This window comes from Azospirillum sp. NS33, assembly GCF_059703765.1.
Map to the genome: position 1 here is coordinate 124779 of NZ_BAAKJB010000018.1, position 20421 is coordinate 145199.

The window sequence follows — 20421 nt, forward strand, 5'->3', positions numbered from 1 at the left end:
CAGAAGGAGGACACCATGCGCCGATCGTATTGGACCATCGCGGCGCTGCTGGCGCTGCCGATGCTGACGCAGGGCTGCGTCAGCACCTACCTGGATCAGAAGGCCGACCTGCGGGCCGGCGGGCCGCAGATCCGTCAGGCCACCGCCCAGCAGCGGCTGACCCAGGCCCAGACGTCGAACACCAACCTCAACGACCAGATCATCTCCCTGCAGCGCGACGTCGAGCGCAACGAGCGCAAGCTCGCCGACGCGCAGAGCAACGTGTCGCAGGTCAACCGGGACATCGAGCGGGCCCGCAAGAACCAGCAGATCAGCGACGCCAAATACCGCTCGCTGAAAGCCGAAGCCGACGCCCTGGAGCGCGAGATCGCCGATCTGAGCTTTCAGATGCAGACCGCGCCGAAGGACGACGCCGCCGAGGTCGCCGCCCGGCAGCGCGAACTGGACGCGCTGGAACGCAAGCGGGCCGAGTTGGATCGCGTGCTGAAGCTGTCGATCGGCAGCTGACGGCCGCCGCCCGGGACGACGACGGCCGGCCGGCGGGCATCGCCGGACCGGCCGCCTCGATTCGCCCTTGTGTGCACCTGCGGAATGCCCTAGACCGCACCCGACACGCCGGGGGTGGACGCCCGTGCCTGCGCGCGCGCGTCCCTCCGGGACTGCCCGGCCCACACGTCTCGATCGGTTTGTTCATGCGATTTCAGCCCCTGGCGGCGGAGTGGTTCTCCAACGTCCCGCGCGACCTCCTCGCCGGCACCGTGGTCGCCCTGGCCCTGATTCCCGAGGCCATCGCCTTTTCCATCATTGCCGGCGTCGACCCCAAGGTGGGCCTCTACGCCTCCTTCTGCATCGCCATCGTCATCGCCTTCGCCGGCGGGCGGCCGGGCATGATTTCGGCCGCCACCGGCGCCATGGCGCTGGTCATGGTCGACCTCGTGCGCGACCACGGGCTGTCCTACCTCCTGGCCGCCACGCTGCTCACCGGCGCGCTCCAGATCGTCGCCGGCGCGCTTCGGCTGGGCGAGGTCATGACCTTCGTCTCGCGCTCGGTCATGACGGGCTTCGTCAACGCGCTGGCCATCCTGATCTTCCTCGCCCAGCTGCCGGAGTTCGTCGGCGCGGGGTGGGAGATGTACGCGATGGTCGCCGCCGGGCTGGCGATCATCTACCTGTTCCCGCACCTGACCCGCGCCGTGCCCTCGCCCCTGGTCTGCATCCTCGTCCTGACGGCGGTGTCCATGGCGCTGGGCCTCGACGTGCGCACCGTGGGCGACAAGGGCGAGCTGCCGGCCACGCTGCCCGTCTTCCTGCTGCCCGACGTGCCGTTCACCCTGGAGACCCTGGGCATCATCCTGCCCTATTCGCTGACGCTGGCGGTGGTCGGGCTGCTGGAATCCCTGATGACCGCCCAGATCGTCGACGACCTGACCGATTCCGACAGCGACAAGAACCGGGAATGCGCCGGCCAGGGCCTGGCCAACATCGTCGCCGGCCTGTTCGGCGGCATGGCCGGCTGCGCCATGATCGGCCAGTCCGTCATCAACGTGAAGTCCGGCGGGCGCGGCCGGCTGTCCACCCTCTTCGCCGGGGCGTTCCTCCTGTTCCTCATCCTGGTGCTGGGCGACTGGGTCCGCCAGATCCCCATGGCGGCGCTGGTGGCGGTGATGATCATGGTGTCGATCGGCACCTTCAGCTGGGCCTCGCTGAAGAACCTGCGCGACCACCCCCGCAGCTCCTCCATCGTCATGCTGGCCACGGTGGGCGTCGTCGTCGTCACCCACGACCTCGCCAAGGGCGTGCTGGTGGGCGTGCTGCTGAGCGCGCTGTTCTTCGCCCGCAAGGTGGCGCAGATCGTCCGCGTCACCTCGGAACCGTCGCCCGACGGCACGCAGCGGACCTACCGGGTCAGCGGCCAGATCTTCTTCGCCTCGTCCGGCACCTTCGTCGCCGCCTTCGACTTCCGCGAGGTGCTGGAGCGCGTGGAGATCGACCTGACGCGAGCCCATTTCTGGGACATCTCGGCGGTCTCGGCCCTCGACAAGGTGGTCTTGAAGTTCCGCCGCGACGGCACGCGCGTCGATCTGGTCGGGCTCAACGACGCCAACGCCACCCTGGTCGACAAGCTGGCCGTGCACGACAAGCCCGACGCGCTCGACCGACTGATGGGCCATTGAGGAGGCCGCCGCCATGACCACCATCCTGGCCTGCACCGACGGCTCGGTCTACGCCGCCTCGGTCTACGACCACGCCGCCTGGGCCGCGCTGCGCCTGGACGCCGGCGTGGAGGTGCTGCACGCGCTGGACCACCACCGCGAGCGGGCGGCGCTGGCCGACTTCAGCGGCAGCATCGGTGTCGACGCGCGCGAGGCCCTGCTGGAGCAGCTCACCGCCCTGGACGAGGCGAAGGGCCGCGTCGCCCAGCAGAAGGCCCGGGCCATCCTCCAGGACGCCAGCCGCCACCTGCTGGCCGCCGGCGTCGGCGACGTCGCGCTGACCCAGCGCCACGGCCCCCTGGTCGACACCCTGGCGGGGTGCGAGGAGCGGGCCGAGCTGGTGGTGATCGGCAAGCGCGGGGATGCCGCCGATTTCGCCACCCTCCATCTCGGCGCCAACATCGAGCGGGTGATCCGCGCCAGCCGCCGGCCCGTGCTGGTCGCCGCCCGCGCCTTCCAGCCGATCGAGCGGTTCCTGATCGCCTACGACGGCGGCCCCAGCGCCCGCAAGGCGGTCGAGTACGCGGCGACGCAGCCCCTCCTCAAGGGGCTGGAATGCCATGTCGTCTCGGTCGGTCCCGACGACGCGGCCCATGCCGGGGCGCTGGCCGAGGCCTGCGACCGGCTGACGCGCGGCGGCCTCGCCGTGCACGGCGCCGTGCTGCCTGGCGAGCCCGAGGAGGCACTCGCCCGGGCGGTGGCGGACCGGGCGGCGCAGCTGCTGGTCATGGGCGCCTACGGCCACTCGCGGATTCGCCAGCTGATCGTCGGCAGCACCACGACCACGGCCATCCGCACCTGCCGCGTCCCGGTGCTGATGTTCCGTTGACCCCCGCATCAATCTTCACGAAACGGTAACGCCGTTGGCGCTGAATCCCGGCACGACGGTCGCACAGCCATGGTACGGTCGCTGCAATCCCGATCGACCGACCGAGAACAGCCGCACCATGATGACTTCCGCTCCGCACATCGTCTCCTCCTACGAAGAGGCGCTCAAGAAGCTGCGTTCCAGCGTCGTGGAGATGGCTGGCGCCGCTGAGAACCAGCTCGACCGTGCGCTCACCGCACTGATCCAGCGCGACCCCGCCCTGGCCGAAGAGGTCGTCCGCGACGACGGGCGCCTGGACCGTGGTGAGCAACAGATCGACGCCGACTGCATGCGTCTTCTGGTGCTGCGGCAGCCCGTCGCCGACGACCTGCGCCAGGTCGTGGCGGCGCTGAAGGTGGCCAACAACCTGGAGCGGGTGGGCGACTACGCCGCCAACGTCGCCAAGCGGGCGACCGCCCTGGCGGCGCTGCCCGAGGTGGCGATCCCCAGCGCCCTGCCCGAACTCGGGCGTCTCGTGCGCGAGCGGCTGACCCATGTGGTCGACGCGTATGTGGAGTCCGACGCCGTCGCCGCCATGGACGTGTGGCGCCGCGACGAGGAGGTCGACGCCCTCCACACCAGTCTGTGCGAGGCGATCACCGCGGACGCCAAGGCGCAGCCCGCCGCCTTCGCCGAGCACATGCACCTTCTGTTCATCGCCAAGAGCCTGGAACGCGTGGGCGACCACGCCACCAACGTCGCCGAAGCGGTGTACTTCGTGGTCACCGGCCTCCCCATGGTCGACGACCGGCCGAAGGCCGACCTGACCAGCCAGCCGGGCGCCTGATCCGGTCCCGGCCGCCACCGGCGATCCCCTGGCGCCGTGGCCGCAGGGGATCGCCGGCGCCCGTGCCGCCCGCGTCAGTTGATCGCCACGGACTTCAGATTCTCCTGATAGTCGGCGCGGCTGGGCAGCAGGGTGATGGCGCGCTCGAACATCGCGAGCGCGTCTTCGGTCTTGCCGCGGTCGCGCAGGAACAAGCCCCAGACATTGTACAGCTCAGCGTAGTCGGGGTCGGACTCGCGGGCCTTCTTGAGAAGGTCGAGGGCCTCGGCGTCGCGGCCCAGGCCGATCAGGGAGACCGCCCACTGGGTGTAGGCCGGGGCGGTCCGGCCGCCGCCCAGATCGTGCTCCACCGTGTCGCGGAACTTGGCGGCGGCCTCCTCGAAGCTCCCCTTGGCGTTCAGCGCATTGCCCCAGTTGTAGAGGGCGAGCGAGAAATCCGGCTGCACTTCCAGAGCCTTGCGGTAGTCGACGATGGCCGCGTCGGGCATGCCCCTGCGCAGGTGGATCAGGCCCCGCAGATTGTGGACCCAGTGCAGCTCGCTCCGCGGCATCACCGCCTCGCAGTTGCGCAGCTCGCGCCAGGCGTCGGCGAAATCATCTCCGCCGTCCTCGACCGCCGTCTCGTAGTAGTAGGAAGCGACCACGTAGGGATCGATGAAGCGGGCGATGTCGATGGCCGCGCTGTGCACCAGCGCCCGCGGGTCGGTGGCGGTGACCGAGGTTTCGAACGCGCGCTTGCGGTAGTAGTCGAGACCGCGAATCGACAGCATGTAGGCGTCGTCGCGCTTCACCACGTCACCGTCGATTCGGAATTCCACCAGCCCCAGCATCTCCTGGGTGGCCAGCACCGGCTCGAGGAACTTGAAGTGGCCGGTGATGGAATCCACGGCGGATTCGCCGTCGGGCAGATGGAAACTCCGCAGATCCTTGATGGTGCGCGCCTTCCGGTTGATCGCGCGGACCTCGTCGGCGAGATGCGCGGTGAACACCTCCGGCGTGAACCCCTGATAGCTCAGGGACGGCGGCACGTCGATGTCGTGAAAGGCGATGGGGCTGGGGTCGAACACCACGGCGTATCCCAGCAACGCCGACAACGCCATAACCGGCAAAGAAATGGCCCCGAAATCCATGGATCCCCCCAAATCATCGGTTCCCGGGACGCGCCTGCATCCGGACTTAGCCACAAATGGTCCTGCGCCGCCCGAGCGCAAGCCACACCGCGCGCATCGGGCATGGGCACCGGGGCTCGGCATTCGATGGCTTTTTGAACGTTGCCGGGCCACCATGCACCGGCCGTCGTCGCGGCGGCGCAGCGAAGAGAACACGATGAGCAGGAATCAGATCGCGGTGGGCCAAGTGTATCAGGTCGCCAACGCGCTCAGGGGCCGGACCTGGCGGGTGACCGCGACGGTCACGCTGCTCGGCATCCCCCACGCCCGGGTGGTCAACACCGACGGCGAGGGGGAGATGAAGACCCTGAGCTGCCTGGTCCTGGCGGACGCGGCGTTCTACCGCCTCGTCACCGCGGCCGCGGCATAGGCCGGCCGGCCGGCGATCGCCCGCCGCCCCCTTCGGGGCGGGGGAGATCGCCCCCAGTGGGCGATCGCCTCAGTGGGTGATCGTCGGGCCGCCGGCCGGGGTGGCCGGCCCGGCCTTGGGCTTGGGGAGGTCGAGCTTGAGGTGCAATTCCTTCAGGCGTTCGACCGCGACCGCGGCGGGGGCCTGCATCAGCAGATCCTCGGCCCGCTGGTTGAGCGGAAAGGCGATGACCTCGCGGATGTTCGGCTCGTCGGCCAGAAGCATGACGATGCGGTCGATGCCGGGCGCCGACCCGCCGTGGGGCGGCGCGCCGAGCTTGAAGGCGGAGAGCATGCCGCCGAAACGGGCCTCCAGCTCCTCCGGCGGGTAGCCGGCGATCGCGAAGGCCTTGTACATCACCGCCGGCAGGTGGTTCCGGATGGCGCCGGACGACAGCTCCACACCGTTGCAGACGATGTCGTACTGATAGGCCTTGATCTCCAGCGGGTCCTTGGTCTCCAGCGCATCCAGGCCGCCCTGCGGCATCGAGAACGGGTTGTGGGAGAACACGACCTGCTTCAGGTCCTCGTCATACTCGAACATCGGGAAATCGACGATCCAGCAGAAGCGGAACGCGTTCTTCTCGATGAGGTCGAGTTCCTGCCCCAGCTTGGTGCGGGCCGCACCGGCCAGCTTGGCCGCCGCCCCGGGCAGGTCGCAGACGAAGAAGACGGCGTCGCCGTCCTCCAGGCCGACCAGGGTGCGCAGCGCGCCCTGCGCCGCCTCGGGCACGAACTTGGCGATCGGCCCCTTGCCGGCGCCGGCCTCGAACAGGATGTAGCCGAGGCCGGGCGCGCCGAGGTCCTTGGCCCAGTCGTTCAGCTTGTCGAAAAAGCTGCGCGGCCGGTCCGACACCTTCGGCGCGCGGATCGCGCGCACCACGCCGCCCTTGTCGATGGTCGCCTTGAAGGCGCGGAACGCCACGTCGTCGCGGCGGAAGATCTCGGTGACGTCGGTGATCACCAGCGGGTTGCGCAGATCCGGCTTGTCGGAGCCGTAGGTCAGCATCGCCTCCTCGTAGGGGATGCGGCGGAACGGCGCCGCGTCGACGGCCGGCATGGCGTCCCGGCGGAAGCCGCCGAACTCCTCGAAGAGCCCGTGCAGCACCGGCTCGACGGCGGCGAACACGTCGTCCTGGGTGACGTACGACATCTCGAAATCGAGCTGGTAGAACTCGCCCGGGCTGCGGTCGGCGCGGGCGTCCTCGTCGCGGAAGCACGGCGCGATCTGGAAGTAGCGGTCGAAGCCGGCGACCATCAGCAGCTGCTTGAACTGCTGCGGCGCCTGCGGCAGGGCGTAGAACTTGCCGGGGTGGTTGCGGCTGGGCACCAGGTAGTCGCGCGCCCCCTCCGGCGACGACGCCGTGAGGATGGGGGTCTGGAACTCGGTGAAGCCCTGGTCGATCATGCGGCGGCGCGCCGACGCGATGACCCGCGCGCGCAGCAGGATGTTCTCGTGGATGCGCTCGCGCCGCAGGTCGAGGAAGCGGTAGCGCAGCCGCACCTCCTCGCCGGTGTCGGCCTCCTGGTTGACCGGCATCGGAAGCTGCTCGGCCTCGCTCTGGATGGTCAGCTCCTGGATCTGCACCTCGATCCGGCCGGTCGCCATCTTGTCGTTGACGGTCTCCGCCGATCGGCTGACGACCTTGCCCGTGACCGTGATGACCGATTCCACCCGGACCCTCTCCAGCGACGCGAACGCGGGGCTGGAGGTGTCGACCACGCACTGGGTGATGCCGTAGTGGTCACGCAGGTCGACGAACAGCAGCTGTCCATGGTCGCGCTTGCGGTGGATCCAGCCGGACAGGCGAATGGTCTGCCCGGCGTCGTCGTCGCGAAGCTGGCCGCAGGTGTGGGTGCGATAGGGGTGCATGGGTCGGGATACCTTGGGAGAAACGTCGGGGAAATCGGGCGGTTCCGGCGCACAAATGGTGGCAAGAGCACACCGACGCCGGGCGAATGTCAAGCCGCGAAGCGGCCCGTCGACGCGGCGGCGCGACGCCCCGCGCTCTTGCGGCCCTTTCCCGCGCCCGCGCGGTCGTGTATGAACGGATGATGACCCTGATCACAACCACGGGCGACCTCGAGGCGTTCTGTCGCGACCTCGCCGGCGCCGACTTCATCACCGTCGACACCGAGTTCCTGCGGGAGAAGACCTATTACCCGCAGCTCTGCCTGATCCAGGTCGCCGGTCCGGGGTCGGCCGCGGCGATCGATCCCCTGGCCGACGGCATCGATCTCGCCCCCCTGGTCGCGGTGCTGAACGACCCGGGTGTGCTGAAGGTGTTCCACGCCGCGCGCCAGGACCTGGAGATCTTCTACCAGCTCACCGGGCAGATCCCCCACCCGCTGTTCGACACCCAGGTCGCGGCCATGGTGTGCGGGTTCGGCGAGAGCGTCGGGTACGAGACGCTGGTGACCAAGCTGGCCGGTGCGCGGATCGACAAGTCCAGCCGCTTCACCGACTGGTCGCAGCGCCCGCTGACCGATCGCCAGTTGCAGTACGCGCTGTCCGACGTGACCCACCTGCGCCCTGCTTTCGAGAAGCTGCACAAGCGGCTCTCCCGCACCGGGCGGGAGCAGTGGCTGGAGGAGGAGATGGCGGTCCTGACGGACCCGCGGACCTACCGGGTCGACCCCGACACCGCCTGGCAGCGCCTGAAGGTGCGCACCACCAAGCCCCGCTTCATGGCGGTGCTGAAGGAACTGGCGGCGTGGCGCGAGCGCGAGGCGCAGCGCCGCGACCTGCCCCGCGCACGGGTGCTGCGCGACGAGGCGCTGCTGGAAATCGCCGCCCACGCCCCGGCCGGGGTGGACGATCTGGCGCGCACCCGGGGCATGGGGCGCGGCTTCGCCGAGGGGCGCCAGGGCCAGGAGGTGCTCGCCGCGGTCCAGCGGGGGCTCGGCCTGCCGGAATCCGAATGGCCACGGGTCGACCCGCGCGAGGAGTTGCCGCCGGGGCTGGCGCCGGTGATCGAGTTGTTGCGGGTTCTGCTGAAGATGAAGTGCGACGAGAACCACGTCGCCAGCAAGCTGGTCGCCTCCGCCGCCGATCTCGAGGCCATCGCCGCCGACGACAACGCCGAGGTTCCCGCCCTGGCGGGGTGGCGGCGCGAGCTGTTCGGTGACGACGCGCTGGCGTTGAAGCACGGCCGGATCGCACTCGCAGTGGTCGAGCGGCGGGTGCGCATCGTCCCCACCCCCGACGCCGTACTGGCGCCCGCCGGGGACGTCGCCGCCGACGGCGGGTGACCGGGTTTTGTGTCGTACGTGGGCGTATGATCAGCGAAAAATATATTGCAATTTAGGTTCTTATTAACCACCGTTTAAGGCATCATTGAAGAAGCTGGGGGCTGCACCCTGGACGGCGGGGGCACCCGTCGTGATGGTGGGCAGCCGCCCTCAGCGGACGCGCCGCGGCGCACAGGAGTTCTGTATGAGCACGTTTCGGGGCAAGCCGCCGATGGGCAGGGACCGAGTCCGCCTCTCCACCATGGAGAAGCAGCAGGCCGTCGCCGCCGCACAGGACAAGAGACCCGAATTCGACAACGACAAACTTCTGAATCTGCTGCGGTCGGCGAAGAACGAGCTGCAGGGCATGCGGCTCATCCACATGCATCTGTCACTGTTGAAGGACAAGGACCCGACCAGCCAGATGATCGTGCGCACGATCATCCAGGAACTCGGCAGCAAGGCGTCCTTTCTCCAATCCTTCAACATTTCCAACGGCGACGTCATCGTTCTCTACAAGGGACTGAAGCTGTCCGGCGTCACCGAGGTGTGCCAGCGGGTCGAGCAGGCCTTCCTGTCGAAGACGACGCTGACGGGGCCGAATCCCTACAAGGAGTACTCCCTCTACTCGATCATGGAACTGGCGTTGAATTTCATCAACGTCATCCGCTTCGTCGAGGAGTTGCAGATCAGCGAGGCCGGCGGCGGCGCAGTCGAGACCAAGCCACCGATCACCCTCGAGGAGATGGCCAAGCTCGAACGCTCCATGCAGATGTTCGACCTGTCCCCCTTCCTGTTCAACCAGGCGGTCGCCAATCTCGACCCGGCATCCGACGACGAGATGGCCTATTACGAGCTCTACATCTCGATCAAGCTGCTTCAGGAACGGCTGTGCCCCGACTACGACCTGACGGGAAACAAGTGGCTGTTCAACTATTTCACGGCCAACCTGGATCAGTCGGTGCTGAAGGCGCTGAATCACGGCATGTCCTTCATGCGTGGACGGAAGATTGGCATCAACATCAACCTGTCCACGGTGATCTCCACCGGCTTCGTGAAGTTCGACGAGCGCCTGCCCATCGATTTCCGCGGCAGCGTCGTGCTGGAGGTCACCAAGGGCGACCTGATCGAGAATCTCCAGCTTTTCCAGGAGGTCGTCGACTTCGCCCAGGACCGGCAGTACAAGATTGCGGTCGACGGCCTCAACCCGTTCTGGGTCACCAACTTTGACCTGGAATACCTGAACGCCGACTACGCCAAGATATTCTGGTCGAACGACATGCTCGAGATGGACGCTTCGTTCGAGAAGTACTTCTTCGACCGGATCGCCGAGCAGGACCGCTGCAAGTTCATCATGGCGCGGTGCGATTCCGTGTCCAGCCTGGTCTACGCACAGAAGGCCGGCATCCGGCTCGTCCAGGGCCGTGCGGTGGACAACATCATGCGCAAGGGCGTCTCCGTGCGCGACGCCGTCAACGCCGCCAAGGGGCTGGACGGCTGACTCAGCGCTGCCGGCGGGCGTAGCGTTCCAGCACGTCGGGTCCGCACCCCCGGATCTCCCGGCGCTCGAACGCCGCCGCCGCGTCGAGGCTGGCGACCCCGAACGGGGCGACCGCGGCGGTGCCGTCGCCGCCGATCACCCGGGCCGAGCGGAACCACTCCAGGCGGTCGACCACCCCGGCGCGCAGGAGAGAGGCCGCGAGGGTGGCCCCCCCCTCCACCAGCACCCGGGTGAGGCCCCGCCCCGCCAGGACGGCGCCGGCCCGCCGCACGTCGGGCATTCCGGCGGCGTCCGGCGGCAACGGCAGCACCTCCACGCCGCAATCGGCGAAGGCCTGGACGCGCAGGGCGTCGGCGTCGTCACGGGTGATCACCCAGGTCGGCACCGCCGCCGCGGTGGCCACCAGGCGGCTGGTCAGGGGCAGGCGCAACCGGCTGTCGACGACGATGCGGACGGGCGAGCGATGGCCCAGGCCGGGCAGCCGGCACGTCAGGTCGGGGTTGTCGGCCAGCGCGGTGTTGATGCCCACCATGATGGCGTCGTGCCCGGCGCGCAGCCCGTGACCCCACGCCCGGGCCCATTCCCCGGTGATCCATTTGGACTGGCCGCTGTGGGTCGCGATGCGCCCGTCCAAGGTGGTGGCGAGCTTGAGCGTGAACAGCGGCCGGTCGTGCAGGATGCGGGTGAAGAAGCCGCGGTTGAGCTCGTAGGCCTCCTCCGCGCACAGGCCCACCTCGACCGGCACCCCCGCCTCGCGCAGCCGCCGCACGCCGCTGCCGGCGACGCGCGGGTCCGGGTCTTCGCAGGCCACCACGACGCGGCCCACCGCCGCCGCCAGCAGGGCCTCGGTGCAAGGCGGCGTCTTGCCGAAATGGTTGCACGGTTCCAGCGAGACATAGGCGGTGGCACCCGCGGCCGCGGCCCCGGCGCGGCGCAGCGCCTCCGTCTCGCCATGGGGGCGGCCACCCGGCTGGGTCCAGCCGCGGCCGACCACCGTGCCCGCCCGGACCAGGACGCATCCCACCGCCGGATTCGGCCACACCGCCCCCAGGCCGCGGCCCGCAAGGGCGAGGGCGGCCCGCATGTGTCGGTGGTCATCCTGGTCGAACGGCATCGCTTCGGCTCCCCGCCGGGGCGTCCTGCGGCTGCGGGCCGGCGGGGGTCCGCCGCGCCTCAGCCTTCCTGGTGCTCGGGGGCCAGCTGGCCGACGAACTGGTTGAAATCGGCGGCCTCGCGGAAGTCCTTGTAGACCGAGGCGTAGCGGATGTACGCGACCTGATCGAGGGCCTGCAGGGCGTTCATCACCATCTCGCCGATCTGCTTCGACGGGATCTCGCTCTCGCCCGAGGATTCGAGCTGCCGGACGAGGCTGTTGACGATGCGGTCGATGCGGTCAGCGTCGATCGGCCGTTTGCGGGCCGCGATGCGCATCGAGCGCAACAGCTTCTCACGGTCGAAGGGTTCGCGCTGCCCGGCGCTCTTGACCACCGTCAGTTCGCGCAGCTGCACGCGCTCGAAGGTGGTGAACCGCGCGCCGCACCCCGCGCAGAAACGTCGCCGCCGGATGGCCGAATTGTCCTCGGTCGGGCGCGAGTCCTTGACCTGGGTGTCTTCGTGTCCGCAGAACGGGCAACGCATGGGCCGGGGATCTCCCTGAAGTGGGCCGGGACCCGCCCCGTCGGCGCGGGCCCGGCGTGACGCCTCACAGCGTGGGGTAGATGGGGAAGCGGCGGCACAGCTCGCGCACCCGTTCGCGCATCGCCTGCTCCACCGCCACGTTGTCGCCGGAGTTGCTGGCGGCCAGGCCGTCCAGCGTCTCGACGATCATCTGGCCGACCTGTTCGAACTCGGCGGTCCCGAAGCCGCGGGTGGTGGCCGCCGGGCTGCCCAGGCGAACGCCCGAGGTCACCATCGGCTTCTGCGGGTCGAAGGGAACGCCGTTCTTGTTGCAGGTCATGCCGGCGTGCTCCAGGCTCGCCTCCCCCGCCTTGCCCGTCAGGTTCTTGGGGCGCAGGTCGACCAGCACGATGTGGCTGTCGGTGCCGCCCGAGACGATGTCGAGGCCGCCGGCGATCAGCGTCTTCGACAGGATGCGGGCGTTGTCCAGCATCGCCTGGGCGTAGACCTTGAAGTCCGGCCGCAGCGCCTCGGCGAAGGCCACCGCCTTGGCGGCGATGACGTGCATCAGCGGCCCGCCCTGGAGGCCGGGGAAGACGGCGGAGTTGATCTTCTTGGCGATCTCCTCGCTGTTCGTCAGCACCATGCCGCCGCGGGGGCCGCGCAGGGTCTTGTGGGTGGTGGTGGTCACCACGTCGGCGTGCGGCAGCGGGTTGGGATAGGTGCCGCCGGCGACCAGACCCGCGTAGTGGGCCATGTCGACCATGAAGTACGCCCCGACCTCGTCGGCGATCGCCCGGAACCGCTGGTAGTCCAGGGTGCGCGGGTAGGCCGAGCCGCCGGCGATGATCAGGCGCGGCTTGTGCTCGCGCGCCAGCCGCTCGACCTCGTCGAAGTCGATGAGATGGTCGTCGCGCCGCACCCCGTACTGAACCGCCTTGAACCACTTGCCCGACAGGTTCGGCGGGGCGCCGTGGGTGAGGTGACCGCCAGCGGCCAGCGACATGCCGAGCACGGTGTCCCCCGGCTGCAGCAGGGCCAGCAGCACCGCCTGATTGGCCTGGGAGCCGGAGTTGGGCTGGACGTTGGCGAAGGCGCAGTCGAACAGCTTGCACGCACGCTCGATCGCCAGCCGCTCGGCCACGTCGACGAACTCGCACCCGCCATAGTAGCGGCGGCCGGGATAGCCCTCCGCGTACTTGTTGGTCATGACGGAGCCCTGGGCCTCGAGGACCGCGGTGGAGACGATGTTCTCCGACGCGATCAGCTCGATCTGCTCCTGCTGGCGCAGCAGTTCGTCGCGCACGGCGCCGGCAAGCTCGGGGTCGGTCTCCGCCAGGGTGGCCGAGAAGAAGCGGCCGATCTCGGCGGTGGCGGTGGTGGGGGCGGACATGGGACGGATTCCTTTCAACTCGAACGGCGGCACGCCTTCCTCAACCCAGCTTGGCGACCCGCCGGCTGTGGCGTTCGCCCCCGGCGAAATCGGTTGTCAGGAACGCGGTGAGGCAATCCCTGGCGATCTCCGGGCCGATCACCCGCGCCCCGAGGGCGAGGACGTTGGCGTCGTTGTGCTCGCGCGCCAGGCGGGCCGAGGTCGGTTCGGCGCACAGGGCGGCGCGCACATCCTTGTGGCGGTTGGCCGCGATGCTGATACCGATACCGGTGCCGCAGATCAAGACACCTCGCTCGGCCCGCCCGTCGCGCAGCGCCGCGGCCATGGCGTCGGCGAAATCCGGATAGTCGACGGACTCCGGCCCGTGGGTGCCGAGATCCACGGTTTCGTAGCCCAGCCCCGCAAGGTGGTCGCGCAGCTCCGCTTTCAAGGTAAGGCCCGCATGGTCCGAGGCCAAGGCGACGGTCTTCACGTTCATGACACCCACTCTGCTTGCCAAGGCGACGGCCGATCGCCCCCGCCCCACGGCCAGCCGCCAGCATCGCGTGGAACGAGGCCGGACGCCCGGTCCCGGTGGGAAACTACCAGATGTCGGTGCCGATCACCAGTTCGACACAAGGCCGGCACCACGCCGGCGGGCCGCCGACTCGCCCGCGGCGGCGGCGGACCGCCCCGCCCGGCCCCCCGCGGGTCGGGTGCGCCACGCCACGGCCCCGGAGCGCGCCGGCGAAACCGTCATCGCACAATCAACCAAAAGACGACAAAACCCCCACCATACGCATAGTACGGAGTAAGCGATTTCGCCGATTCGTATCGTGGCGCCGGAGTCGCCCAGTCGCGCCACCGGAATTTTTCCATCTTGGTGATTGCAAGACACTAGACAAGGCGCACTGTTGCCGCCGAGGTCGCCCGTCCGAACGGATTTCAGCCAAGCCTAATTTTCCCGCTCTGGGCCAGTTCTGGCACCAACAAATAACGCAACGCCGACCTTGTCGGTTTTATATTGACACCCAAATCATGGTGTGCAACGTGGTTGCTAGGATCAAAAACGAAAAATCCAGGACACTAGGCAATGAGTGACCCGCTCCGTTCCGATGTTCCCGACAATGCGATGCTGCGCATGACCGCAGACATCGTCTCGGCCTACGTCAGCAAGAATGTCCTGCCGACGCAGCAGATTTCCGAGGTGATCACCACCGTCTTCTCATCCCTGACCGGGCTCAACAACGGCGCGCAGGACACGCCGAGCGAGCCGCTGAAGCCGGCGGTGCCGATCCGCAAATCGGTCACGCCGGAGTACATCGTGTGTCTGGAGGACGGCAAGAAGCTGAAGATGCTGAAGCGCCATCTCCGGTCCACCTACAACATGTCGCCCGACGAGTACCGGGCGCGCTGGAACCTGCCGGTGGACTACCCGATGGTGGCGCCGAACTACGCGGCGCAGCGGTCGGAGTTCGCGAAGCGAATCGGCCTGGGCCGCACCGCCAGTCGGCAGACCCGCCGCAAGGCCTCCTGAGGGGCCTGGCGGGGCACCTCCCGAACCGGCGCGCGGGTGGGGCCGCCAGTCCCGCCGCCCCCGCCGCCGCTCCCGCCACCGCGGCGTCGGGCTGCCGACGGGGCGCGGCCGCCGGCGGCGCTCCGCCGCGGGGCCCGTTCACGGCTCGCAGGTCCGGCCTCCGGAGAGCCGGCAATTGAACAATTCGACGTTGCGGGTCAGCTCTTTGCCGGTGGCCGTGCTCTCGTCGTTGAGGCACTGGAGGTAGGCCATGGTGCGCTCCACATAATCCTTCGCCTCGAACTGGCAGCTCTGCATGCGGTCCGCGCTGACGAAGGTCGTCGCGTCGTCCATGCAGCCGGGCATGCCCGGCTTCAGACAGATGTAGGTGTTGGCCGGGGCGGCGACCGCGCTTGCGGCCAGCCAAGGGAGCATCAGTGCCACGGCGGGAAGTCCCGCCATCCTCACGAAGCGCATGCTGTCCTCGCCGGGGAATGGGAAGGGGCCGACGGCATGGACCGGCCACGCCGGTCCGTCCTGTCGGTCGTGCCCCTGTCTACCCGGCCCGGCGGCGGCGCGCCAGAGCCACCTGCCGCACCCGCCCGCCGCGCCGCCGCATGGCCCGGCCGCCGGGGACGGGCTCAGCGCTTCGCGCCACCCGCCTGCTGGCGCTGCAGGACATAGCGCAATTTGTTGATCGCGGTCCGCCGCAGCAGCTCCCGGCTTCCCGTCGCCGGCCCCGACACCGAGACCTCGGTCGCGGTCGCGGGATCGATGGCGCTGACTTTCAGGTAGTTGCCCACCCGCACGTACTCCAGCAGGACGTCGTTTTCGTCGAACACGGGCATGTGGCTGTCGCTCCATCCGGGGCCCGGCAGCACCCCTCGCGCCGCCCCCTCGTTCCCAGTATACTGCGGCGACCGGCCGGCGCGCGACCCATCGGTTCGCCCCGCCCCATGACCGCCACGCTCGACAGGAGATCCCGCGCATGGGCGCCCGCCTCCGCCCGCCATCCCTGCTGCTGGCCGCGCTTCTCGCGGCGACGGCCCTGCCCGCCCCGGCCGCCGAGCCGGCACCGGGCGCACCACCGCCATCGGTGCGCATCCGGCCGCTGTTCGTGCCCGTCATCAACGCCGGACGGCTGGAGAAGTACAACCAGCTGGAGGTCACCCTGGAGTTGGCGGATCCCACCAAGCTCGGCGAGGCGCTGGCGGCCATGCCGCGCCTGCACGACGCCATGCTGACGCTGGTCTACGACGCGGTCGACGAGGGATGGATCATCCGCGGCAACATCGCCAACGCCACCGCGTTCCGTCAGCGCATCGACGGGACCATCGAAAAGATCCTGGGCGAGCACGTCATCGACCGTGTGCTGATCACCCCGGTCGCACGCCAGGCCCCCTGGCCCTGACCCGCTGGCCCTGACCGGCTGCCCCTGACCCGCCGGCCCCCGCTCAACGGTCCTGGAGCACCAGAACCACGAGTTCCTTCGGGCCGTGCACGCCGAAGGCGAGGGTCTGTTCGATGTCGGCGGTCTTCGACGGGCCGGAGACCAGGACCACGTTGGTCGGCATGCGCCGCGCCCAGCCGTCGGCCGCGACGACCTCCGCCAGGGTGTCGCGCACCGCCGACGCGGCCACCAGGGCGACGTGCAGCGGTGGCAGCAGCGACATCAGCCGCGGCTCGTCCGGCGTGGGCCACAGCACCAGGGTGCCGGTCTCCGCGATGGCGCCCAGGGTTCCGGTCACCGCGGCGTCCACCTCGTGGATCAGGACGTCCTTCATCGCCTCCACCGGGCGGTCGTAGGGCACCAGGACGGGCCCGTCGGCCCGGTCCGCCCACGCCGCGGCGAGCGTCCGGCCCGCCTCCGCGGCCGGCCCGCACAGCAGCCGCCGCACCCCCTTGGCATCGAGGATGGCCCGCAGCCGATCCGGCCAGGTGGCGGCGTCGACGGCGTGCACCTCGCCGCGCCACGCCTCCATCATGCTGCAGAATCGCGCCACCCGGCCCTCACCGAAGGTGGGCGGGGTCCAGGGCGGGTGCGCCGGCGGCTGCGACACCGGGGCGGCCCGCAGGCGGGCGAGGATGGCGTGGCGGGCGTCAGGCATCGTCGAATCCCCGGTCACGGGCGAGGTCGTGCAAGGTGCGCCGGGCGAAGCGCGGCCGGCTGCGGACCGACGTCCATTGGCGCAGCGGCGGCAGGCCGGCGGGGATCAGGTGGCCGGTGCGCGCCAGCAGGCGCCCGGCCAGGCGGTAGAGCCGGGGCGACTGGACGAGGCGCCGCCACCCGGCCCAGGCCAGCGCCTCCAACGGGGCGCGCTTGGCCCCCGCCCCCTTCACCGCGGGGCTGTCGGACGGCCGCACCGCCTCGCGGCGCAGGCGCACGAGGATGTCGGCGATGGGGATCTGCACCGGACACACCTCGACGCAGGCGTTGCACAGGCTGGAGGCGTGGGGCAGGTCGCCGGCGACGTCCAGTCCCGCCAGCTGCGGCGTCAGGATCTTGCCGATCGGGCCTGGGTAGACCGCGTCGTAGGCGTGGCCGCCGACCCGCGCATAGACCGGGCAATGGTTCATGCAGGCGCCGCAGCGGATGCAGCGCAGGGTGTCGCGCAGCTGGGCGTCGGCGTAGACCCGTGAGCGTCCGTTGTCGAGCAGGACGAGATGCACCGCCTCCGGGCCGTCCTTCTCGCCCGGCCGGCGCGGGCCGCTGATCATGTTGACGTAGGTGGTGACGGCCTGGCCGGTGGCCGAGCGGGGCAACAGCGCCAGCAGCGGGGGGATGTCGTCCAGGGTTTCCACCAGCTTCTCGATGCCCATCACCGCGATGTGCAGGGGCGGCAGGGTGGTGGACAGCCGGCCGTTGCCTTCGTTCTCCACCAGCACCAGGGTGCCGGTCTCGGCGACCGCGAAGTTGACGCCGGACAGCCCGGCGTCGGCCGCCGCGAAGGTGGTTCGCAGCACCCGGCGCGCCGCCGCGGTCAGCTCGGCCACGTCCTCGGTGTAACCGTGCCCCGCGATGTGCCGGGTGAACAGCCGCGCGATGTCCGCCTTGTTTTTGTGGATGCACGGCATCACGATGTGGCTCGGCGCTTCGCCGGCCAATTGGATGATGTACTCGCCAAGGTCCGATTCCACCGCGGTGATGCCGTGCCGCGCGAGGTGGGCGTTGAGGTGCATCTCCTCCGACACCATCGACTTGCCCTTCACCAGGGTGCGCGCGCCGGCGGCCTGCAGGATGTCCAGCACGATGCGGTTGGCCTCGTCGGTGGTCTCTGCCCAGTGGACCTGGATGCCGTTGCTCCGGCAGCGCTCCTCCAGCTGCTCCAGCAGATCGGGCAGGCGGGCCAGCACACGGCGCTTGATGGCGCTGCCGCGGGCGCGCAGCGCATGCCACGCCTCGGGGTCGGGGAACTGATCGGCCCGCTTGGCCATCAACCCGTCCATCGCCCTGCGGAAATTGCCGCGCAGACCGGCGTCGCCCAGCGCCATGCGCGCGCGGGCGGCGAAATCCCCATCAGCGGCCATGGCAGCGCTCCATCAGGAACTCGGCGATGTGGCGGGCGCGCACCGGCGTGCCCGCCTTCTCCATGGCGCCGGCGATGTTCATCAGGCAGCCGCAGTCCCCGGTCAGCAGGACCGCCGCGCCGGTGCCGACCACGCTCTCGACCTTGTCGGCGACCATGGCACCGGACACCTCCGGCTGGCGCACCGAGAAGGTCCCGCCAAAGCCGCAGCACTCGCGCTCCCGCGGGTTCTCCACCACCTCGACGTTGGCCAAGCCCCGCAACAGGCGCTTGGGTTCATCGGTAACCCCCATTTCCCGCAGGGAATGGCAGGACGGATGCCAGGTCACCCGCACCGGCGTGCCCTGGTCCTCCAGCCGCACGTCGAGGACATGGACCAGGAACCAGGTCAACTCGCAGACCCGGGCCGCGAAGGCCTCGGCCTCGGCACGGTCGGGCTGGTCGGCGAAGAGTTCCGGGTAGTGGACCCGCATCATGCCGGCGCAGCTGCCCGACGGCACCACGATCGGCCAGGGTTCCGGGAAGGCGCGGAACTGGGCGCGGGCGGCGGCGCGCGCCTCCTCGTGAAGCCCGCTGTTGCGGGCGGGCTGCCCGCAACAGCTCTGGCCCTGCGGGAAGACGACGCGCAGCCCCTGCCGGCGCAACAGCTCCATGCCGGCCAACCCGGCCTCGGGATAGAACAGGTCGACCAGGCACGTGGCGAAGACATAGACCGTGTCCGGCCGTGCGGCCGGAGTCGAGGTTGTGTCCGGCCGAACGGCCGGGGTCGAGGCGGTGTCCGGCCGCGCGGCCGGCGGCGTGGGGGGTCCGGGCATGGCAGGCCTTCGCTCGGGAACGCTGTTCGATGGATAAGTTTTTTTACCATGTTCGTCAACCGAACAGTATCAAAGCACCGCGGCCGACCGATGGACAGCCGGCCGGACGCTCCGTAGGATCGCGGCAGCGGACGGGGCAGCAGCGGAAGCGGCGCATGCGCGAGGCGGTGAAACCCAAGGCGGCGGACGTGATCGCCGGTCACATCGAAACGCTGATCCTGGAGGGGGCGCTGCGGCCGGGCGAGCGCCTGCTGGCCGAGCGCGACCTGGCCGAGCGGTTCGACGTCTCCCGCCCGACCCTGCGCGACGCGCTGCAGAAGCTGGAGGCCAAGGGGCTGCTGAGCGCCGGGCGCGACGGCACGCTGGTGGCGGACATCGTCGGCCCCGCGCTGTTCGCCCCCCTGGCCGCACTCCTGGAATCCCATCCGGAGACGACCTTCGACTACCTGGAGTTCCGGCGGACCGTGGACGGGCATGCGGCCCGCCTCGCCGCGCACCGCGCCACCGGCGTCGACCGTCAGGCCCTGGCGGCGGTGTTCGAACGCATGGAGGCGGCCCACGCCCTGGACGATCCCGGCGAGGAGGCCGAGGCGGACAGCGATCTGCACCTGGCGATCTACGAGGCCACCCACAACGTGGTCCTGCTGCACGTGATGCGCGGACTGTCGGCGATGCTGCGGCGGGGTGTGTTCTACAGCCGCACACGACTCTACACGCGGCCCGGCACGCGGGCCTTGCTGCTGGCGCAGCACCGGGCGATCCACGACGCGGTCATCGCCGGAGATGGCGATTCCGCGGCCCGGGCGGCCGAGGAGCACATCGCCTACACGCTGGACACCGTCCGCGAGATCCGCGACGAGGAGGCGCGCCTCGAGGCCTCGCTGCGCCGCCTGGGCCGGGGCGACCTGGTCGCCGGTCCGCGCCGTTGAGCGGCGTGAGTCACATCAACGCCCGCACCGGGGGGGCGGGCGCAAACACCAGCGCCCGCACCGGGGGGTGCGGGCGTTGGTGATGGTGAAGAGGGTGTGATCGTGTGTGTGCGCCGTGGTGACCTGGCGGCGACCTACTCTCCCACGTCTTAGGACGCAGTACCATTGGCGCTGAGGGATTTCACGGCCGAGTTCGGGATGGGATCGGGTGTTTGAGCCCTCGCCATGACCACCAGGTCACCGCGGCGCACACGCGCTCTTTTGGAGCGCAGGATCGGGTGTGAAAGTGACGTTGGTGTCTTGCGGCGGTGTTGGTCTTGGTCGGGCTTGCTGCTGCGCGCGACGAAGCGCACGAGCGATCAAGCCGATCGAGCGATTAGTAAGGCTTAGCTTCACGCGTTGCCGCGCGTCCACATGCCTCCTATCGACGTGATGGTCTATCACGGCTCTCGGGGAATGCTTGTTTGG

21 protein-coding genes and 2 rRNA genes are annotated in these 20421 nt (G+C 69.7%); 10 read left to right on the forward strand and 13 right to left on the reverse strand.

Features of this window, described 5'->3' with window-relative positions:
- Positions 1–15: 15 nt before the first annotated feature.
- From AC6H2I_RS17115 to phoU, 4 genes are all read left to right on the forward strand, one after another.
- Positions 16–507, forward strand: a complete 492-nt coding sequence (locus AC6H2I_RS17115) for a hypothetical protein (RefSeq protein WP_497501883.1) — start codon at positions 16–18, stop codon at positions 505–507.
- A gap of 185 nt (positions 508–692) precedes the next feature.
- Positions 693–2174 (forward strand): SulP family inorganic anion transporter, encoded by a 1482-nt coding sequence (locus tag AC6H2I_RS17120; protein ID WP_497501884.1) that lies wholly within the window; start codon positions 693–695, stop codon positions 2172–2174.
- 13 nt (positions 2175–2187) lie between these two features.
- Entirely contained in the window at positions 2188–3042 is an 855-nt protein-coding gene (locus AC6H2I_RS17125) for a universal stress protein (RefSeq protein WP_497501885.1), read from the forward strand.
- Between the two features lie 118 nt (positions 3043–3160).
- Positions 3161–3868 (forward strand): phosphate signaling complex protein PhoU, encoded by a 708-nt coding sequence (gene phoU, locus AC6H2I_RS17130; RefSeq protein WP_497501886.1) that lies wholly within the window; start codon positions 3161–3163, stop codon positions 3866–3868.
- 74 nt (positions 3869–3942) lie between these two features.
- Here the strand turns inward: phoU and AC6H2I_RS17135 are convergent, their stop codons facing one another.
- Entirely contained in the window at positions 3943–4953 is a 1011-nt protein-coding gene (locus AC6H2I_RS17135) for a tetratricopeptide repeat protein (protein ID WP_497501888.1), read from the reverse strand.
- Positions 4954–5194: 241 nt separating this feature from the next.
- Here AC6H2I_RS17135 and AC6H2I_RS17140 point away from each other — a divergent pair, with 241 nt between their 5' ends.
- A complete protein-coding gene (locus AC6H2I_RS17140; protein ID WP_497501889.1) occupies positions 5195–5407 on the forward strand; it encodes a hypothetical protein in 213 nt (70 codons plus the stop codon).
- A 69-nt stretch (positions 5408–5476) separates the two neighbouring features.
- Here the strand turns inward: AC6H2I_RS17140 and aspS are convergent, their stop codons facing one another.
- Positions 5477–7318 carry an aspartate--tRNA ligase gene (gene aspS / locus AC6H2I_RS17145; RefSeq protein ID WP_497501890.1) on the reverse strand — a complete coding sequence of 614 codons (1842 nt, stop codon included), beginning with the start codon at positions 7316–7318 and terminating at the stop codon, positions 5477–5479.
- Positions 7319–7500: 182 nt separating this feature from the next.
- On the opposite strand from aspS, the gene rnd reads away from it, so the two are divergent.
- Positions 7501–8697: a ribonuclease D gene (rnd, locus tag AC6H2I_RS17150; protein WP_497501891.1), complete on the forward strand. Its 1197-nt coding sequence runs from the start codon at positions 7501–7503 to the stop codon at positions 8695–8697.
- Between the two features lie 184 nt (positions 8698–8881).
- Entirely contained in the window at positions 8882–10177 is a 1296-nt protein-coding gene (locus tag AC6H2I_RS17155; RefSeq protein ID WP_497501892.1) for an EAL domain-containing protein, read from the forward strand.
- Between the two features lies 1 nt (position 10178).
- Here the strand turns inward: AC6H2I_RS17155 and ribD are convergent, their stop codons facing one another.
- The 4 genes from ribD to rpiB all read right to left on the reverse strand — a co-directional run bounded on the left by ribD (position 10179) and on the right by rpiB (position 13665).
- Entirely contained in the window at positions 10179–11291 is a 1113-nt protein-coding gene (gene ribD, locus AC6H2I_RS17160) for a bifunctional diaminohydroxyphosphoribosylaminopyrimidine deaminase/5-amino-6-(5-phosphoribosylamino)uracil reductase RibD (RefSeq protein WP_497501893.1), read from the reverse strand.
- A gap of 59 nt (positions 11292–11350) precedes the next feature.
- On the reverse strand, positions 11351–11815 hold the full coding sequence (nrdR, locus tag AC6H2I_RS17165) for a transcriptional regulator NrdR (protein WP_497501894.1): 465 nt from the start codon (positions 11813–11815) through the stop codon (positions 11351–11353).
- 64 nt (positions 11816–11879) lie between these two features.
- On the reverse strand, positions 11880–13187 hold the full coding sequence (glyA, locus tag AC6H2I_RS17170) for a serine hydroxymethyltransferase (RefSeq protein ID WP_497501895.1): 1308 nt from the start codon (positions 13185–13187) through the stop codon (positions 11880–11882).
- A gap of 40 nt (positions 13188–13227) precedes the next feature.
- Positions 13228–13665, reverse strand: coding sequence for a ribose 5-phosphate isomerase B (rpiB, locus tag AC6H2I_RS17175; protein ID WP_497501896.1), 438 nt, complete (start codon positions 13663–13665; stop codon positions 13228–13230).
- A 594-nt stretch (positions 13666–14259) separates the two neighbouring features.
- On the opposite strand from rpiB, the gene AC6H2I_RS17180 reads away from it, so the two are divergent.
- Positions 14260–14703, forward strand: coding sequence for a Ros/MucR family transcriptional regulator (locus tag AC6H2I_RS17180; RefSeq protein ID WP_497501897.1), 444 nt, complete (start codon positions 14260–14262; stop codon positions 14701–14703).
- Between the two features lie 138 nt (positions 14704–14841).
- Here AC6H2I_RS17180 and AC6H2I_RS17185 read toward each other — a convergent pair whose 3' ends face one another.
- Both AC6H2I_RS17185 and AC6H2I_RS17190 read right to left on the reverse strand, forming a co-directional pair.
- Positions 14842–15126, reverse strand: coding sequence for a hypothetical protein (locus AC6H2I_RS17185; RefSeq protein ID WP_497501898.1), 285 nt, complete (start codon positions 15124–15126; stop codon positions 14842–14844).
- 197 nt (positions 15127–15323) lie between these two features.
- A complete protein-coding gene (locus AC6H2I_RS17190) occupies positions 15324–15530 on the reverse strand; it encodes a DUF6898 family protein (protein ID WP_497501899.1) in 207 nt (68 codons plus the stop codon).
- A gap of 140 nt (positions 15531–15670) precedes the next feature.
- On the opposite strand from AC6H2I_RS17190, the gene AC6H2I_RS17195 reads away from it, so the two are divergent.
- Entirely contained in the window at positions 15671–16093 is a 423-nt protein-coding gene (locus tag AC6H2I_RS17195; protein ID WP_497501900.1) for a hypothetical protein, read from the forward strand.
- 43 nt (positions 16094–16136) lie between these two features.
- Here AC6H2I_RS17195 and AC6H2I_RS17200 read toward each other — a convergent pair whose 3' ends face one another.
- The 3 genes from AC6H2I_RS17200 to AC6H2I_RS17210 are packed head-to-tail and all read right to left on the reverse strand — an operon-like array spanning position 16137 to position 19024.
- Positions 16137–16790 (reverse strand): LutC/YkgG family protein, encoded by a 654-nt coding sequence (locus AC6H2I_RS17200; protein WP_497501901.1) that lies wholly within the window; start codon positions 16788–16790, stop codon positions 16137–16139.
- Positions 16783–18210, reverse strand: coding sequence for a LutB/LldF family L-lactate oxidation iron-sulfur protein (locus AC6H2I_RS17205; protein ID WP_497501902.1), 1428 nt, complete (start codon positions 18208–18210; stop codon positions 16783–16785). The genes AC6H2I_RS17200 and AC6H2I_RS17205 overlap by 8 nt, the downstream gene beginning before the upstream one ends.
- The gene (locus AC6H2I_RS17210) at positions 18200–19024 is read right to left on the reverse strand and encodes a (Fe-S)-binding protein (RefSeq protein WP_497501903.1); all 825 of its coding nucleotides are present in this window, start codon (positions 19022–19024) and stop codon (positions 18200–18202) included. The genes AC6H2I_RS17205 and AC6H2I_RS17210 overlap by 11 nt, the downstream gene beginning before the upstream one ends.
- 155 nt (positions 19025–19179) lie before the next feature.
- Between AC6H2I_RS17210 and AC6H2I_RS17215 the strand changes: the two genes are divergently transcribed.
- Positions 19180–19953: an FCD domain-containing protein gene (locus AC6H2I_RS17215; RefSeq protein ID WP_497501904.1), complete on the forward strand. Its 774-nt coding sequence runs from the start codon at positions 19180–19182 to the stop codon at positions 19951–19953.
- A gap of 121 nt (positions 19954–20074) precedes the next feature.
- Here AC6H2I_RS17215 and rrf read toward each other — a convergent pair.
- Positions 20075–20190 (reverse strand): 5S ribosomal RNA (gene rrf / locus AC6H2I_RS17220).
- A gap of 118 nt (positions 20191–20308) precedes the next feature.
- Positions 20309–20421: ribosomal RNA gene (locus AC6H2I_RS17225) — 23S ribosomal RNA — on the reverse strand; the annotation flags it as partial.